The 14147-nt window shown below is 33.4% G+C and carries 19 protein-coding genes and 2 tRNA genes; 8 read left to right on the plus strand and 13 right to left on the minus strand.

Annotated features, from left to right (window positions below; genetic code table 11):
- Positions 1-2: 2 nt before the first annotated feature.
- Positions 3-770: a M15 family metallopeptidase gene (locus Q2T76_RS02920; RefSeq protein WP_302083983.1), complete on the minus strand. Its 768-nt coding sequence runs from the start codon at positions 768-770 to the stop codon at positions 3-5.
- Positions 767-1738 carry a serine hydrolase gene (locus tag Q2T76_RS02925; protein ID WP_302083985.1) on the minus strand — a complete coding sequence of 324 codons (972 nt, stop codon included), beginning with the start codon at positions 1736-1738 and terminating at the stop codon, positions 767-769. The genes Q2T76_RS02920 and Q2T76_RS02925 overlap by 4 nt, the downstream gene beginning before the upstream one ends.
- A gap of 55 nt (positions 1739-1793) precedes the next feature.
- Here Q2T76_RS02925 and Q2T76_RS02930 point away from each other — a divergent pair, with 55 nt between their 5' ends.
- Positions 1794-2420 (plus strand): CPBP family intramembrane glutamic endopeptidase, encoded by a 627-nt coding sequence (locus Q2T76_RS02930; protein ID WP_302083987.1) that lies wholly within the window; start codon positions 1794-1796, stop codon positions 2418-2420.
- A gap of 31 nt (positions 2421-2451) precedes the next feature.
- Here the strand turns inward: Q2T76_RS02930 and ndk are convergent, their stop codons facing one another.
- Positions 2452-2865, minus strand: coding sequence for a nucleoside-diphosphate kinase (ndk, locus tag Q2T76_RS02935; protein ID WP_302083989.1), 414 nt, complete (start codon positions 2863-2865; stop codon positions 2452-2454).
- A gap of 99 nt (positions 2866-2964) precedes the next feature.
- Here ndk and Q2T76_RS02940 point away from each other — a divergent pair, with 99 nt between their 5' ends.
- Positions 2965-3282: a hypothetical protein gene (locus Q2T76_RS02940; protein WP_302083991.1), complete on the plus strand. Its 318-nt coding sequence runs from the start codon at positions 2965-2967 to the stop codon at positions 3280-3282.
- A gap of 222 nt (positions 3283-3504) precedes the next feature.
- Positions 3505-3577 (plus strand) — tRNA-Glu (locus tag Q2T76_RS02945).
- A gap of 49 nt (positions 3578-3626) precedes the next feature.
- Here the strand turns inward: Q2T76_RS02945 and Q2T76_RS02950 are convergent.
- A complete protein-coding gene (locus Q2T76_RS02950; RefSeq protein ID WP_302083993.1) occupies positions 3627-4025 on the minus strand; it encodes a DUF805 domain-containing protein in 399 nt (132 codons plus the stop codon).
- Positions 4026-4239: 214 nt separating this feature from the next.
- On the opposite strand from Q2T76_RS02950, the gene Q2T76_RS02955 reads away from it, so the two are divergent.
- The 4 genes from Q2T76_RS02955 (at position 4240) to glyA (ending at position 7101) form a co-directional block, all read left to right on the plus strand.
- Positions 4240-4698 (plus strand): DUF1307 domain-containing protein, encoded by a 459-nt coding sequence (locus Q2T76_RS02955; RefSeq protein WP_302083995.1) that lies wholly within the window; start codon positions 4240-4242, stop codon positions 4696-4698.
- 88 nt (positions 4699-4786) lie between these two features.
- Positions 4787-5422: a DUF1307 domain-containing protein gene (locus tag Q2T76_RS02960; RefSeq protein WP_302083996.1), complete on the plus strand. Its 636-nt coding sequence runs from the start codon at positions 4787-4789 to the stop codon at positions 5420-5422.
- 34 nt (positions 5423-5456) lie between these two features.
- Complete coding sequence (locus tag Q2T76_RS02965; protein ID WP_302083998.1) at positions 5457-5840, plus strand: VOC family protein; 384 nt, start codon at positions 5457-5459, stop codon at positions 5838-5840.
- A 49-nt stretch (positions 5841-5889) separates the two neighbouring features.
- Positions 5890-7101, plus strand: coding sequence for a serine hydroxymethyltransferase (glyA, locus tag Q2T76_RS02970; protein ID WP_302084000.1), 1212 nt, complete (start codon positions 5890-5892; stop codon positions 7099-7101).
- A 34-nt stretch (positions 7102-7135) separates the two neighbouring features.
- On the opposite strand, the gene yjeM is transcribed toward glyA, so the two are convergent.
- Positions 7136-8650 (minus strand): glutamate/gamma-aminobutyrate family transporter YjeM, encoded by a 1515-nt coding sequence (gene yjeM, locus Q2T76_RS02975; RefSeq protein ID WP_302084003.1) that lies wholly within the window; start codon positions 8648-8650, stop codon positions 7136-7138.
- A gap of 12 nt (positions 8651-8662) precedes the next feature.
- Positions 8663-10087 (minus strand): C69 family dipeptidase, encoded by a 1425-nt coding sequence (locus tag Q2T76_RS02980; protein WP_302084004.1) that lies wholly within the window; start codon positions 10085-10087, stop codon positions 8663-8665.
- A 179-nt stretch (positions 10088-10266) separates the two neighbouring features.
- On the opposite strand from Q2T76_RS02980, the gene Q2T76_RS02985 reads away from it, so the two are divergent.
- Positions 10267-10337: transfer RNA gene (locus Q2T76_RS02985), tRNA-Gln, on the plus strand.
- A gap of 95 nt (positions 10338-10432) precedes the next feature.
- Here Q2T76_RS02985 and Q2T76_RS02990 read toward each other — a convergent pair.
- The 7 genes from Q2T76_RS02990 to Q2T76_RS03020 all read right to left on the minus strand — a co-directional run bounded on the left by Q2T76_RS02990 (position 10433) and on the right by Q2T76_RS03020 (position 14111).
- Positions 10433-10819: a hypothetical protein gene (locus Q2T76_RS02990; protein ID WP_302084006.1), complete on the minus strand. Its 387-nt coding sequence runs from the start codon at positions 10817-10819 to the stop codon at positions 10433-10435.
- Positions 10820-10984: 165 nt separating this feature from the next.
- Positions 10985-11311, minus strand: a complete 327-nt coding sequence (locus Q2T76_RS02995) for a hypothetical protein (protein ID WP_302084008.1) — start codon at positions 11309-11311, stop codon at positions 10985-10987.
- Positions 11312-11497: 186 nt separating this feature from the next.
- A complete protein-coding gene (locus tag Q2T76_RS03000) occupies positions 11498-12064 on the minus strand; it encodes a hypothetical protein (RefSeq protein ID WP_302084010.1) in 567 nt (188 codons plus the stop codon).
- 109 nt (positions 12065-12173) lie between these two features.
- A complete protein-coding gene (locus tag Q2T76_RS03005; protein WP_302084012.1) occupies positions 12174-12587 on the minus strand; it encodes a hypothetical protein in 414 nt (137 codons plus the stop codon).
- A 93-nt stretch (positions 12588-12680) separates the two neighbouring features.
- Positions 12681-13166: a hypothetical protein gene (locus Q2T76_RS03010; RefSeq protein ID WP_302084013.1), complete on the minus strand. Its 486-nt coding sequence runs from the start codon at positions 13164-13166 to the stop codon at positions 12681-12683.
- A 34-nt stretch (positions 13167-13200) separates the two neighbouring features.
- A complete protein-coding gene (locus tag Q2T76_RS03015) occupies positions 13201-13596 on the minus strand; it encodes a hypothetical protein (RefSeq protein WP_302084015.1) in 396 nt (131 codons plus the stop codon).
- Positions 13597-13667: 71 nt separating this feature from the next.
- The gene (locus tag Q2T76_RS03020; RefSeq protein WP_302084017.1) at positions 13668-14111 is read right to left on the minus strand and encodes a hypothetical protein; all 444 of its coding nucleotides are present in this window, start codon (positions 14109-14111) and stop codon (positions 13668-13670) included.
- Positions 14112-14147 lie beyond the last annotated feature (36 nt).

Here is a 14147-nt window from a genome sequence, read left to right on the forward strand (position 1 = left end):
TTTTATTTTTTATATTCATCTAAGGCACTGACATCTTTTTTGACATCAGCATTATAATCTCCACCCGAAACACGAGTATATTCCTCTAGAGTTTTGATTTTTTTATTAAACATTTGCGTGGCATCTTTCACACCGACATAACGTAAATGCCATTCCTCTCCCATGTACCCAGTAATGCTGGTTTTTTCACGAGGAAAACGAATAATGAAACCATATTTATAGGCGTTATTTTCCAACCACTTATATAACTTATCGTTGGTTGGTAATTCACCATCTTTGCCGATTAAATCAAAAGCCAATCCACTTTGATGTTCCGAATAACCCGGACGTGCAGAAAAGGTGTCAGCGGCTTGTTTACCTGCCTCAGCAACGTATTCATCATATAATTTCTTTTGATAATCATAATCACGATAACCCGAAACTTGATTAGAAATTGGCAAGTTCTCTTTTTGCATTGCCTTAATCAATTTATCTTTGGCAACTTGAACTTCTGGAGCTAAGCCCCTACCACCTTCATTACTACTCATCTTTTCACCATTGTAAGGATTATAGTTTTTGGGTAGCGGGTGTTTCTTATTCACTACTAGCAACTTGGGAGTAGTTTGTGTCTTTTTCTTACTTACTTTTTTCTTAGTCTTAATTTCTTGTTGTGGTAGTGGATGATAGTAATGACTGTCATCTTGATTCAATAAATATGTGGTCATCAAACCTATACTTATTACAATTGCTAAAATAATCGCCCCAAAACCATATTTTTGCTTATTCTTCATCCATTATTCTCTCTTAAAAAGCTATCCACGATATAGTCACGATGAACTAAAAACAGTTCGTTATCCTTACGTGGATTTACTCGATTAGTCAAAACAATCATACCTGATTGATTCTGTTTATCAAGTAACATAAAAGTTCCAGTGAACCCTGTATGATAAATCAGGCAGTGATTATCTATGGGATCATGGCGTAAATCCCAGCCGATTGACCGTTGTGGCACCACATCAGTCCACGGTTGAAATAAGTTATTAAGCAATTCATCATTGCTGGTTAAAATATACTGAGAAAATTTCACTAAATCATTCAAGTTACTAAATAATCCTGCTGAAGCACAATGGATTCCCAGAATTTGAGCCTTAGGATCGTGAACGATTCCCTGCAAATCATTTTCGGTAGGAATACATAATGATTTATCAGGATTAAAAGTTGTATGATTTAACTTCAATGGCAAAATTGTTTCTTCCATCAAAACTTGTTGAGCTGGTTTTTGATAATTTTTTTCAAAAATAAAGCCTAAATATATCAACCCAGTATCAGTATACTTAACGACTTTATCGAAATTATCGGTGACAGGTAAATGAATCAATGCTGACTTCAATTGATCAGGATTAAGTTGATTCCGATTTTCAATATATCCTTCAATACCTGAAGTGTGGGTCAATAAATGTCTTAAAGTCACTCGATTATCGCTGAACTCTGGCAACCACTGGTGGACTGTATCATCCAAACTAAGCTTTTTTTCTTTGACTAATTTCAAAACCAACATAGTAGTTGCAACAACTTTGGTCAAAGAAGCAATATCATAGAGATTATTCTTATTCACTGGCTGATGCGATTGCCAGGTAGTGTTACCCAGATAATTAGTTTGCACTTGTCCATCTTTAATCAACGCGAAAGAAGCATTAGGAACTATTTTTTTGTTATAAAGGTTTTGAATTAATGCTTTGGTTTGTAAAAAGTTATCCACTTAAACTCACTTCTTTCTGTGGTAAAATCAGTTTATTAAAATTAAGGAGCTACTCTTGAAAACTTTACGAAATATCTTAATTTATATTGGTTTCTTTCTTCTATTTCAGCTGCCAATAACTGCAATGCGAGCTCTAATGATGAGTGGCAAACTGCCTCAGTCTCAACAAACCATCTACCTAATAATTGCTGGATTATCAATGATTATTGCTCCTGTAGGTATGGGACTTTATTATAAGAAAATTAATCATAACTATCAAACGCCACTTAATTTAAATGCGTTATTAATGATCATTGCCGGAACAGTTCTAATAATTGTCATTAATCTAGCAACCCTACCCTTTATGAAAGCAACTGGCAACGCTAACGTTGATGCTTTAACAGAAATGATGCAGGGATTGCCTTACTTGATGCTACTTTATTCAGTTATTGTTGCTCCAGTCATGGAAGAATTATTCTTTAGAGGATTATTTATGAATCTTTTCTTCAAGGATAGTCCATATTGGGGATTAGTTGTTTCTAGTATTATATTTGGACTATTACACACTGCCGCTGATCCAATTTATCTCATTTCTAAAATATTACTTGGCTTCATACTTGGATTTGTCTATCTAAAAACCAGAAATATTAGAGCTAATATCTTGGTTCACATTTTGAATAATGTCCTAGCTTGGTTCTATTGAAAAAGACCTCACTAATGTGAGGTCTTTTTATTTATTCAAACCAGATTTTTATTTCTCTTTCAGCTGATTCTACGCTGTCAGAACTATGCATCACATTTCTGACAGTTCCATCTTCCCAAAGACGACCAAAGTCCCCGCGAATTGTTCCGGGTGCAGCCTCAGCTGGTGAAGTTGAACCAGAAATCTTTCGAACGCAAGAAATTACACTGGTTCCTTTAATCACCATGGCAACGATTGGTCCTTCTTTCATGTAGTTGGACATCGTAGGAAAATAAGGTTCATTTACTTTATCAAAATAATGTTGCTTTAATTTTTCATCAGTAACATTAGTGACCTTGAGTTGCTCAATCGTAAAATTCTTATTTTCAAAACGAGAAATGATTTCACCAATGTGTCCAGATCTGACACCATCAGGCTTAATCAAAACTAAAGTTCTTTCCTCCATACCGGACCTCCGCTTATGATTTTGATAATACAATTATCATAACATTGTTTATTTAGAAACTACATCAATATTTGATATAATTAATTCGGAGGTTAGCTTATGAATCAACAAGTTGAATTGATAGATTTTTTGAATCAAGAACAAGACAAACTAGTTTTTGAACCACAAGTTTATAGTAATCAATTAACCATTGCTTTTGCCAATGCTCTAATTCCAGATAAACTCCAATTAATCTTTCCTGAGATGCGTCTGCATGTTGAAAGAATTGATAACGAGACTTTAAGTAAACTACGTGATCAACTCCAGTTATTTACTAGTCACTTATCAACTGAAGACCAAAATTTTAAGAATGTTTGGCTAACTACTTCTAACATCACAGACCGTCGTCTAGCTTTGGTGGAAATATCTTTTGAATAATGAAAATTCTGAGTTAGTTATCAAGCTATTCAAATTCGTCATTCTGGCTGTTCTAATTGATGTTATGTATCGAATGACTGGTATGACATTTTTAATTTTTTGTTTAGTAGCTTGTATTTTTTATTGTCTCATTTTATTTGTAACCCTAATTTATTCATTCTTGAAAAGTTCGAAATAATGTTGACCTAAGCTACTTACAACGGTATTATATTTATTGTATTTTGCCCGTTGGTCAAACTGGTTAAGACGCTACCCTCTCAAGGTAGAATTACGGGTTCGAGTCCCGTACGGGTGATTTTAAAGTAAACAAAAAACACAAGATATTAATCTTGTGTTTTTTTATTTTAGCTATTTTCTTTTGAAGGCATGCACATAAAAACTAGAAGTACGATTGGACCAAAGAACGGGATAAATGTGAAAAAGATAAATCCCCAAGGTTGTCCAGCATCTCTTAATCTTCTAATGGTTAATGAAAGGTTTGGAATAAAGACTGCTATTCCAAAAATAATCATTGCGAAATAAATAATAAAAGTTAGAATACCGAAACCAACAGCACCACCAGTCATAGAGTCTCCACCGGCATAGGCAATTAAACCAGTCAAACCTCCAGATACTATCAACAGTATGAAAAATCCAAGTATTATCAGTCCGTTCATTAAAACTGTGTACCAATAGTCACTTCTTGTAGATTTCCCTTCAAAAACTACATAGTTTTTCCAAAATTTCTTATAAGCTTCAATCATGCTTACTCTCCTTTATAAATAATACAAATAATATCTTAGCATATAATCGTACCCATAAGAATAAAAATATAGGTAACACAGTTAACAGTTTCCCTTTTCAAATATTACCCAAGTATAATTACTTATTTATATTCAAAATAAAAAAGAGCTTCCTATTTCTTGAAACGCTTGCTATACTTAAATAGTATTAATTATATTTTGGAGGAATATCTTTATGAAGAAGTTTTTGAAATTAGTACTGCCATTATTATTGGTAGTCGGTGTGCTTGTTGGTTGTGGTAACAATGTTACTAAAAAAACATATACCAACGAACAAAACAATGTGAAAGTTGAATTGACATACTATGCCCACGGCGACGATGTATTCAAACAAACAGCACAAAACACCATCGACTACTCATCACTTGATGACTCTACAATTGATGCTTTCAAAACTCAATTAGATGCAGCTTCGAAGAAGTATCAAGGAATCAAAGGCTTGAAAGAGAAGATCACATACGATGATAAGAAAAAGACAGCCAAAGAAACTTTGACTATCGACTACGAAAAAGTAGACAAATCAAAACTTAAAGGAATCCCAGGTATGCTTGGTGATTTCGAAAGTGGTAAGAAAGTTAGCTTGAAGAAATCAGAAAAATTACTTAAAAAAGCTGGTTTTGAAGAGAAGAAATAGTTATTAAAGATTGACCTATTAGGTCAATCTTTTTTATTGTTGTTTTTCCATGGTATAATGGGAAGCAGTGCGTTAAGGAGGAAAATTAATGAAAAAAAATCTTAAAATAATCGTCCCTATTGTTCTGGTTGCTATTATCATAATTAGCCTAGGCGTGAGCCTCACTCACAAAAAATCTGAACCTAAACCTGCTCCCGTTTATACTCACAGAACTTTTGTCCAAGAAAAAAATGGTATCAAAATTGAAATTACACTTCATGCCAAAGACAACGAAATTTATAAGCAAAACTCAACTAACGTCGTTGACTTAAAACGTTTCAATGATGCTACAAAAAAATCCTTGAAAGATCAAATTCAAAAAGCTTCTGACAAGTATCAAGGAATCGATGGTTTGAAAGAAAAGATTGAAATTGATGACAAAAATCAACTGATTCTTGAATCTAGTCAAATAGACTATCGTAAGGTTGATAAGAAAAAATTACAAAGCTTACCAGGAATGATTGGTGATGTTAAATCTACCAAAAAAATCAGTCTCAAAAAAACTGTTAAGCTTTTGAAGAAAGCTGGTTTCAAGGAAGTTAAACCAACCAAGAACAAAAAAGAAAACAAAAAGTCTGACCAAGATAAGAAAACGGAAGACGACAAGAAAAAACAATCCGAAGCAGATAAGAAAAAAGCTGAGGATGACAAAAAAGCTCAAGAAGAGAAAGACAAAAAGAAATAATCCCAATGGGATTATTTCTTTTTTGGAGGTAGCTATGAAACTTGATATGATTCATCACATTGCAATAATTACTACAGACTATGAAGCAAGCCGCCGTTTCTATGTTGATATTTTAGGGTTTGAAATTATTGCCGAGCACAAGCGTGCGGAGCAAAATGATGCTAAATTAGATTTAAAAATCAACGAAACAACTCAGTTAGAAATATTTGTTAAATCAACCTCCCCTGCTCGTTTATCCTATCCAGAAGCAGCTGGGCTTCGTCACTTGGCGTTCAAAACTAACAATATCGAGGAAAATATTAATTATTTAAAAGAACATGATATTAAGGTAGAAGGACTGAGAACTGATGACTTTACTGGTGAGAAGATGGTCTTTTTCTACGATCCGGATAATCTACCAATTGAATTACATGAATAATTTTTTGCAAGATAAGCTATAATAAAATTTAAACATGGAGGTGACTTATATGGATGAAATTTTTGACATAATTGATAAAGAAGCAAAACGACAAGAAAATAATATTGAACTAATCGCGTCGGAGAATATTGTCTCTGATGAGGTTCGTGCTGCCCAAGGATCAATTTTAACTAACAAATATGCTGAAGGATATCCTGGAGCTCGTTATTACGGTGGTTGTGAATTTATTGATGAAGTTGAGTCATTAGCAATTGAACGCGCTAAGAAGTTATTTAACGCGGAGTATGCAAATGTTCAACCCCACTCAGGTTCACAAGCTAACGAAGCCGCTTATAAAGTTCTAGTTGAACCTGGCGATAAAGTCTTAGGAATGGCACTTGACGCTGGTGGACATTTAACCCATGGTTCAAAAGTTAACTTCTCAGGTAAGACCTATGATTTCTATTCATACGGTGTCAATGATGAAGGTTGGATTGATTATGAAGAAGTCCAAAAGATTGCTACCGAGGTTCAGCCGAAATTAATCGTTGCTGGTGCTTCAGCCTACAGCCGTATTATTGACTTTGATAAGTTTAGAGAAATTGCTGATTCAGTTGGTGCCAAGTTGATGATTGATATGGCTCACATTGCTGGATTAGTTGCTACGGGATTACATCCCTCACCAGTTGGCATCGCTGATGTTGTTACTACCACAACTCACAAGACACTTCGTGGACCTCGTGGCGGAATGATTTTGGCCAAAGCTGAATATGGTAAAAAACTTAATTCTGCAGTCTTCCCTGGAACTCAAGGTGGACCTTTGGAACATGTTATTGCTGCTAAAGCCGTAGCGTTTGGTGAAGATTTACAACCTAGTTTCACCGAATATTCAAAACAAGTTATCAAGAATGCACAAGCAATGTCAGATGTTTTTGAAAACTCAGATTCAGTTACAGTTTTAACCGGTGGAACAGATAATCATCTCTTGAATCTTGAATTAACTAAAACTGACTTGAATGGTAATGAATTACAAAATCTCTTAGATAGTATCCACATCACTACCAATAAAGAAACAATCCCAAACGATCCATTGCCTCCAAAACTAACTTCAGGATTAAGAATTGGTACTCCTGCTGTTACTAGCCGTGGATTCAATGAAAGTGACTGTCAAGAAGTAGCTCAAATCATCTTAGATGTAATTAAGTATCATGATGACCAAGCAAAACTTGATGAACTAGCTCAACAAGCTTTAGCAATAACTGCTAAACATCCAATCAACTAAAAAAGCCCTTACCTTTTGGTAAGAGCTTTTTTTATTAGCTTAATGGTTTATTATGTTTAATTTCATAACGTTTGTACAAGATTATAGCAATGATAGTAAAGATGATTGGACCAGCAATTGTCCAGATAGCATCATTCCATTGATGATCAAGAATTGGTTGTACACAAGTAAAGAGAATACTTAGTGTTAACACTACAAACGAGATTGATGAAACAATCCACATCGTCGTCTTATTTTTAAAGAAGACATATGGTTTATCAATATTCTTATTCATATTGAAGAATGGGTATGCTCCAATTAAGAACAAGTATGGTAAAGCAGTTGAAACATTTCCCATCAAGGTAAGAATATTATAGAAGGCTTTTGCAGTAGATCCACCAAAGGCAACTGCAAAGATAATAACGATAACGAAAATGGCTTGATACCACATAGCATTCGAAGGCATTCCCGCTTTATTAACTTTTGTAACATTCTTAGGCCAGAAATCTTTAGGAGTTCCCAAGATAAATGACTTAATTGGTGAGTAGATTAAGACGAAGAATGAACCAGTATAAACAATGAACATGTCTAATCCAGCTAATCGAGCGAACCATTCACCCATCGTAGCTGAGGCGGCAGTGCTTAAGCCAATTTGATGACCAAAAGTAATACCTAAGTTGTTCATCATTGCATAAGTAACATTACCTAAGTTTACTTTTCCACTACTGAACAAGTCTTGCCAGTTAGCACTAACACCCCATAAGAAGATTGATAGAGCATAAAGCACGGCAATAACCAAAGTAGAAATCAAAACACCACGTGGGAAGTCACGTTTAGGATTCTTCATACTATCCGTAATTCCACCCATTGATTCCATACCAGCATAAGCAAAGATCGCATAAACAATGAAACTAATCATTGCAATTGGTGCGGTGAAATCAGGGTTAGCACTGTGAACGAAAGTTTGTACACCATGTACTGGTTCAGCAGTCTTAAATCCAGAAGCAACTAAAATGAAAATACTTAAAATAAAGAATGCGACGTTGATGATAATCATCATTGTTCCACCAAATGATGAAACTTTTGAAATCCAATCAATACCTTTGCTGGCAAAGAATGTTACTAATACAATCCATAGAACAGCTAAGATACCGATAATTTGATTGGAACTTAATCCAGCAAATGACCAAGTTTGGGTCTTATCAGATCCACTGATGAAGACTGACAATGGAATCCAGATTTTTGAAGCCGTGGCAACCAACCAGGTTTCCCATGAAGCTAGCCACATAAAGGTTCCAATAAAAGCAGTTTTAGGACCGACAGCACCGTCAATCCAAGAATAAATTCCACCTTTTGCTTCATTAAAGGCTGAACCATATTCAGCCATCATGAAACCACTAGGTAGAAAGAAGAAGATAGCAGCAAAAATGTACCAAATGATACTTGCGTAACCCATTTGCATGAACGCAACAGGTGTATTACCAAATCCAAAGATAGTCGAGAAGATCATCATAATTAAGGTTGTTAATTGAATGGTCTTCTTCGGTGTATATGTAGTGTCGTCTGACATTAGAAAATCCCCCTATAAGTTTAAGTCAGTTTTAAAATTCAATTTTGAAAAGTCTGTCGATTGCGTAATTATATCTGCAATCATTTTTTTGTATTCTGTTAACGCAATCTTAGCTGATTCATTACTTTGTTCAGTAAGATATTTTGTCAATTCATCACCTGATAATTCAAGCGCCCTTTTGTCTGAATCGCGAAGACGTTTTGCCAAAGTGATAGTAAGATTTTTTCTAGTATCTTGAAGCTTCTTACCAAACTCTTGGTAATGACCATCAACCAAAACACTGGCTAATTTATAGGTCCAATAAGCTGATTTTTCATCATAAGGTAATTTACCAATTCGATACTCTCTTGGCGTTTCATTAATTCCTAAATAAAATGGCACATAAACGCTCTGTGCAGCCACACCCATGGCTAACCATTGCACACAAGCAATATCTGCTGGCATGTCTGGTCTAATCTGTAACAAGTGTGACTCTTGAGTCTTAGCCAAACTAATTGGCCGGAAAATGTTGTTATTTTCTGATTTGTTTAATGGATCATACTCAGTTTTTTCATAATGTGAGCTGAGATACATCTTCGCATCTTCAATACTCAATAAGCGGTTAGCTTTTTTGATAAAACTAAGTTCTTCACTCATTGGTGATTCATCACTAGGACCTGAGAATTGTTGCTGTCCCCACCAAACACGTGGTGTACTGTAATGCTCATCAGAAAGTGTTTGTGTTCCGAAGATTTTACGGAAGTTAAAAGTTCCTGGATTAGGATTCAAGTTGTTATCTTTAACAAATGCTTCAATATCATCAGAAAACATGAAATTATTCTTGTCTTTGAAATCAATTTCTTGAATAGCTAACTGATTAGCGACAACTGCATAGCTGTCATCAGGAATTCGTTGAGCTACCCAATGATGTCCTGAACCACTCTCCAGATACCAAACTTCATCTTGATCTGAGAACAAAATTCCGTTAGTTTCACAAGTTCCATATTCTTCGATGATTTTACCAAGACGTAAAACCCCTTCACGAGCAGTTTTAACATAAGGGAGAACGACCGTTACCATTGCTTCCTCGCCAATACCATCTTCAACTAGTGGATCGACTCCCAAAACTAATTCGTTAGAATAAGCACTCTCAGTGGCACTCATTGCCACTCCATATTCATTGAAACCATCTTCTTCGAATAGACCTTCTTTGGTGGTCCATTCTGGCGTGGCTGTATACTTGAAACGAACTTTAGGTAATTCCAACTGGAACTTATTGGCTTTTGACACAAACTTGTCAGCTGATGAAGAACTTCGTCGTTCGTGGACTACGAAATGTTTAGGCCAAGAAGGCATTGAATCTTCATTTCTACCGATGATTGTTGAACCATCGATAGTAGCTTTTTTACCAATCAAAATACTAGTACATGCACTCAGTTCGGACTTATTGTACTCCATGATTTCACCTCATTATTATAGTTCGTTACTAATCGTTGTTGCTATTATTGCACAATTCATATGAAAACGGTATAAAAAATGTGAAAAAATGAACACTAATTTTTTAGAATTTACTTATTCTTCCGAAATATTTGTTTGACAACTTTTTATACAATTCTATAATATAATTATTGCATTAATGGGTATTGGCCAAGCGGTAAGGCTACGGACTCTGAATCCGTGATCACTGGTTCGAACCCAGTATACCCAATTATTATAGTGACAATAAAAAGACAACCATTAGGTTGTCTTTTTTATTTATCGTTCCTTTATCAAGATAATCTCAATTTTTCTTGAAGTCACTTATTACATACACTTTCTGACCACTACATCTTGGCAAACTACCCAGCCACGTAATCCGTAGGAAGGCTCTATTAAGTAACATTCATAATTATTTTCCTTGATATAATCAAATAACTCGTCTTCTTTTTCATAAATCATTGGCCAACCTGTTCCTTGTTGGTTAGAAAGAATTTCTCTATTTCTTTCTAAGAAAAAATCTATATCCTTTTCTTTTTCAATATCGTACAGAATGCTGCCCGATAATTCGTTATAAAAATAATACGCAAAAACCTTATTAAAAAAAACTTGTTGCTTTGAATCTTCGTCTTCATTTGCTAGATTCAACTGTATCTCCATTTTTTCTAAATCTATAAAATAACTTTTGACAATATTATCATGAACTTCAAACATATCCTTCTCTACTTTCTTTTTTATATTACTTATTTGAATTAATGAACATAGATGTTTATAGTGAGTTAATTTTTAATTGAAGAATAAATTCCTTTTCAATGAATCTGTTGCCATACAATATATTACAATTTAAGTAGCTAAAAACACTAACGTTAAAACTGCTAATCAAACTCCCTCATAAAGAACGCAATTTTTATTTTCAATTGCTTGCTCCATTAATTTTATTGCTTCTCCAAGTTCTAAAATAATTCTTGCTCTATCCAAGTATTTATAGTGGTTTACATGATCTTCCTCATAATAAAAATCCAGTACTTTAATCTTAAGAGGCGCTTTTTGAAATAAATTCTTCCAACCAATAAAAATTTCTTTTAGCTCAACTACATTGTCAGCATCGATAATAGATTCATTATGATATGGTAGACCATCGATTTTTTCTAGCTGAGGTCCAGTTGACTGAATCCACACCAAAGTGTCATGGATATACAAAATCAAGTCATCTTCTATAGAAGAATATTTTTTGTCTTTTTATATGAAGTAGGATTATCTAAAATTAATTTCATTTTATTTTTATCTAATTCCTTATCAGGAATTATTGTTAAATAGTGTACTAACATAATTTCACCTCTAATTTTTTAAGCTTTACCAAATGATAAAATATCTCCATTTATCTTTCTTTTTTTATATCTCCGTCATGTCGCTCCAAAAAGGAACTTTCACCTTCACTTGTTCATAGTAAATATCATTTGCTCTTCTTAGCCACTCTATTGATGAAAATTCGTTTCTAATACCACTGTTAAGATTCTCCCCATAATAAATTATATCCGTTCCTACAAGGGAAAAAACTGGGCCATTATCAATTCCCGAGGCCATGCATCTAGATCCAAACAGTGGAATTAGGTCTGGAGCAGCTGCAAGCCTTTTTTTGAATTCTTCTTTATTCTTGCCCAAGTCCATAGCTACATAACTATCAGGCCAATATATTTCTGAAAAATTTTCTAAGAAATAATTTTTATTTTCAAAAATGATTTTCTTTAAATTATCTACATTTTCTTCAGAAAAGTCTCCCCAATCATAAAAAATGCCTGAATCTCTTGGCAAAACTTTGAGAACTCTTCTTAGTTCACGGGGGAATTTTACATTATACACACTTTCAGCTCTATTTAACTCATCATTAGACAGTCCTTTCTCAGAAGAACCTATCGACATAATTTTTATTTTTAGTATCATTCCTGCCGTGTATATCATATTATTCTTACTAAACCTTTCGTAGCGTAAAACGGTATAGTTACACGAAATGCAAAATATATTACTGGGAGTATTAATCTTGTCATAGTTTACTTTTTTTGTTCATTAGCTAAAAGTCTGGATGTAGAACTCCATCAACTTGTATTAAATCTTTTCTATAACTATCTTTAGATATGGTAACCGCGTTGCCTTCCTTAAAAACTACAGTCTTACCGTCATCATCGTTTGGCCTAATATAATACTGATCTCCACTAGTATTTTCAATTTCATATAACTCTTGATTCGCTATCTTAATACTATGTAATAACGTATATTTTTCACCATTTTCATTCAGTGTATAAAGCGACAAAAGTATTTTACAATCATAGACTTCATTAACTTCCATAAAAGAAAAACCCGTTTTTTCATCTGTAACTGAGTCGTCAAAAACATCCTTCTCCAATGTTTTTGTTTTCACATTTTCTAAATCCAAAAAAGTCTCAAATATATTATCCACTTCTCGTTTTTTAACTTTGTAATACATTATCTTCACCTTTTTACTGTCTCTAATTAGGATAGTTACACGAAATGCAAAATATATTACTGGGAGTATTAATCTTGTCATAGTTATTCCTTTTTATATTTGTTGCAAATAATTCTCAACCTGTTTTTTATTTGCAGGAATAAGATCTTCTTTTACCTCTACACTAAATCCATCTATTTCTGTAAACAGGCATTCCTCACAAAAAAGAACTGTTTGATTCTGATTACTAGTAACTGTTACGCTTAAATTTTCATCGCCACAAGCTGGGCAAACTTTTTCTGTTTTGTAGATACATACATCCCAAGCATTTGTTAGCACGCTTTCGCACAAATCTCTCTTATTCATTCCTTGTTCAAATAATTCTTTTTTATGATTGATAATACCTTCCAAATTCTCATCAGTATGTCCAAAAACCATTTCATTAGACTTAATTTTCTCCATTCCTTCTAAGAAATCTGGCAAAGTATACTTTAGAAAAATGGAATGGTTTTTTTTAACGAATAAAACTAACTTATCGAGAAAAGAAGCCATATTTTCAATATCAAAACTACTATAAATTTTCACAAGTTCTTCATTCATTTTTCTCCTACTCCCGAATTTGTCTTTTAAAAATTTAACTGTCACCAAAAGGTTTGGAATCTAATATTTTACAATGAATTTCATTGCTGATAATCAATATTGGTGGATTTTCAAAATCTTCAGCATTTATTTGAAAAATATAATTACCTTCTTCAACTCTGTATTTGTCAATAAAATATTCTTCATTCTTGCCCTTTACTAAACTAATAAAAGGTTTAGTATCATTTAACTCCCAATACATTAAGCTTGAAACAAAATAAGGCATACCAAAATCAATATCAATTGCAAAATCATTATATGATCTATCAATTCTTCCAGAAACCAAAATATGATTTCCATCCATTCTGACAATTTCAAAATCCATCCATAAACATTCTTTTAAGTAGTTATTAATTTTAAGTATTTCTCTTTTAATTTCTTTAGAATCCATATATTCTCTCCTTTAAAATTAAAATAACTTTTTCAAAATAGTCTATATTTTTCCATTTTTTCCTAGAAAAATTAAACATACATTGATTCAGATATATCAATATCACTGATGTTCTCATCGCCCCAAACAGCAAAAAAAGTAATTTGAGCTGAAAAATCTCTAAATGGATTAATTATTATTCCATCATCAAAATAATCAATTCCAAAGTCATCGTCATAACTGTCCCAATCAAACAATAATGATAAGCCTAATTTAACACCATTTTTAACACTTATGGATCCGTAGTACCCTTCATCACCGTCAAACTCAAAATTTCCTACGCTTTGATCAAGAGTTAAAACAATTTTGTCTGTTTTTTTAATATCCTTAAGATATTTAATGCCTATCATTCTTGATTTCATTTGTTCTTTGTATATATCAGCAATTTTTAATTCATCACTGGAGTAATCAAGAGATTGTCCATTTAACTTCAATTCAACTTTGCCAAGTGGCGTTACAATTGGTGTTCTTAACATAATTTTATCTCACGGTACTGCATACTCGTGAATCCT

The organism is Lactobacillus sp. YT155 (assembly GCF_030504545.1).
In the GTDB taxonomy this organism is placed as follows: Bacteria; Bacillota; Bacilli; order Lactobacillales; family Lactobacillaceae; genus BQUT01.

Coding starts and splice junctions, on each gene's coding strand:
- yjeM (WP_302084003.1), bottom strand. CDS start 8,650: ATGTCAGACGACACTACATATACACCGAAGAAGACCATTCAATTAACA.
- Q2T76_RS02950 (WP_302083993.1), bottom strand. CDS start 4,025: ATGATTGAAGCTTATAAGAAATTTTGGAAAAACTATGTAGTTTTTGAA.
- Q2T76_RS02920 (WP_302083983.1), bottom strand. CDS start 770: ATGAAGAATAAGCAAAAATATGGTTTTGGGGCGATTATTTTAGCAATT.
- Q2T76_RS03005 (WP_302084012.1), bottom strand. CDS start 12,587: ATGTATTACAAAGTTAAAAAACGAGAAGTGGATAATATATTTGAGACT.
- Q2T76_RS03010 (WP_302084013.1), bottom strand. CDS start 13,166: ATGAATGAAGAACTTGTGAAAATTTATAGTAGTTTTGATATTGAAAAT.
- Q2T76_RS02990 (WP_302084006.1), bottom strand. CDS start 10,819: ATGTTTGAAGTTCATGATAATATTGTCAAAAGTTATTTTATAGATTTA.
- Q2T76_RS03015 (WP_302084015.1), bottom strand. CDS start 13,596: ATGGATTCTAAAGAAATTAAAAGAGAAATACTTAAAATTAATAACTAC.
- glyA (WP_302084000.1), top strand. CDS start 5,890: ATGGATGAAATTTTTGACATAATTGATAAAGAAGCAAAACGACAAGAA.
- ndk (WP_302083989.1), bottom strand. CDS start 2,865: ATGGAGGAAAGAACTTTAGTTTTGATTAAGCCTGATGGTGTCAGATCT.
- Q2T76_RS03020 (WP_302084017.1), bottom strand. CDS start 14,111: ATGTTAAGAACACCAATTGTAACGCCACTTGGCAAAGTTGAATTGAAG.
- Q2T76_RS02980 (WP_302084004.1), bottom strand. CDS start 10,087: ATGGAGTACAATAAGTCCGAACTGAGTGCATGTACTAGTATTTTGATT.
- Q2T76_RS02960 (WP_302083996.1), top strand. CDS start 4,787: ATGAAAAAAAATCTTAAAATAATCGTCCCTATTGTTCTGGTTGCTATT.
- Q2T76_RS02965 (WP_302083998.1), top strand. CDS start 5,457: ATGAAACTTGATATGATTCATCACATTGCAATAATTACTACAGACTAT.
- Q2T76_RS02955 (WP_302083995.1), top strand. CDS start 4,240: ATGAAGAAGTTTTTGAAATTAGTACTGCCATTATTATTGGTAGTCGGT.
- Q2T76_RS03000 (WP_302084010.1), bottom strand. CDS start 12,064: ATGATATACACGGCAGGAATGATACTAAAAATAAAAATTATGTCGATA.
- Q2T76_RS02940 (WP_302083991.1), top strand. CDS start 2,965: ATGAATCAACAAGTTGAATTGATAGATTTTTTGAATCAAGAACAAGAC.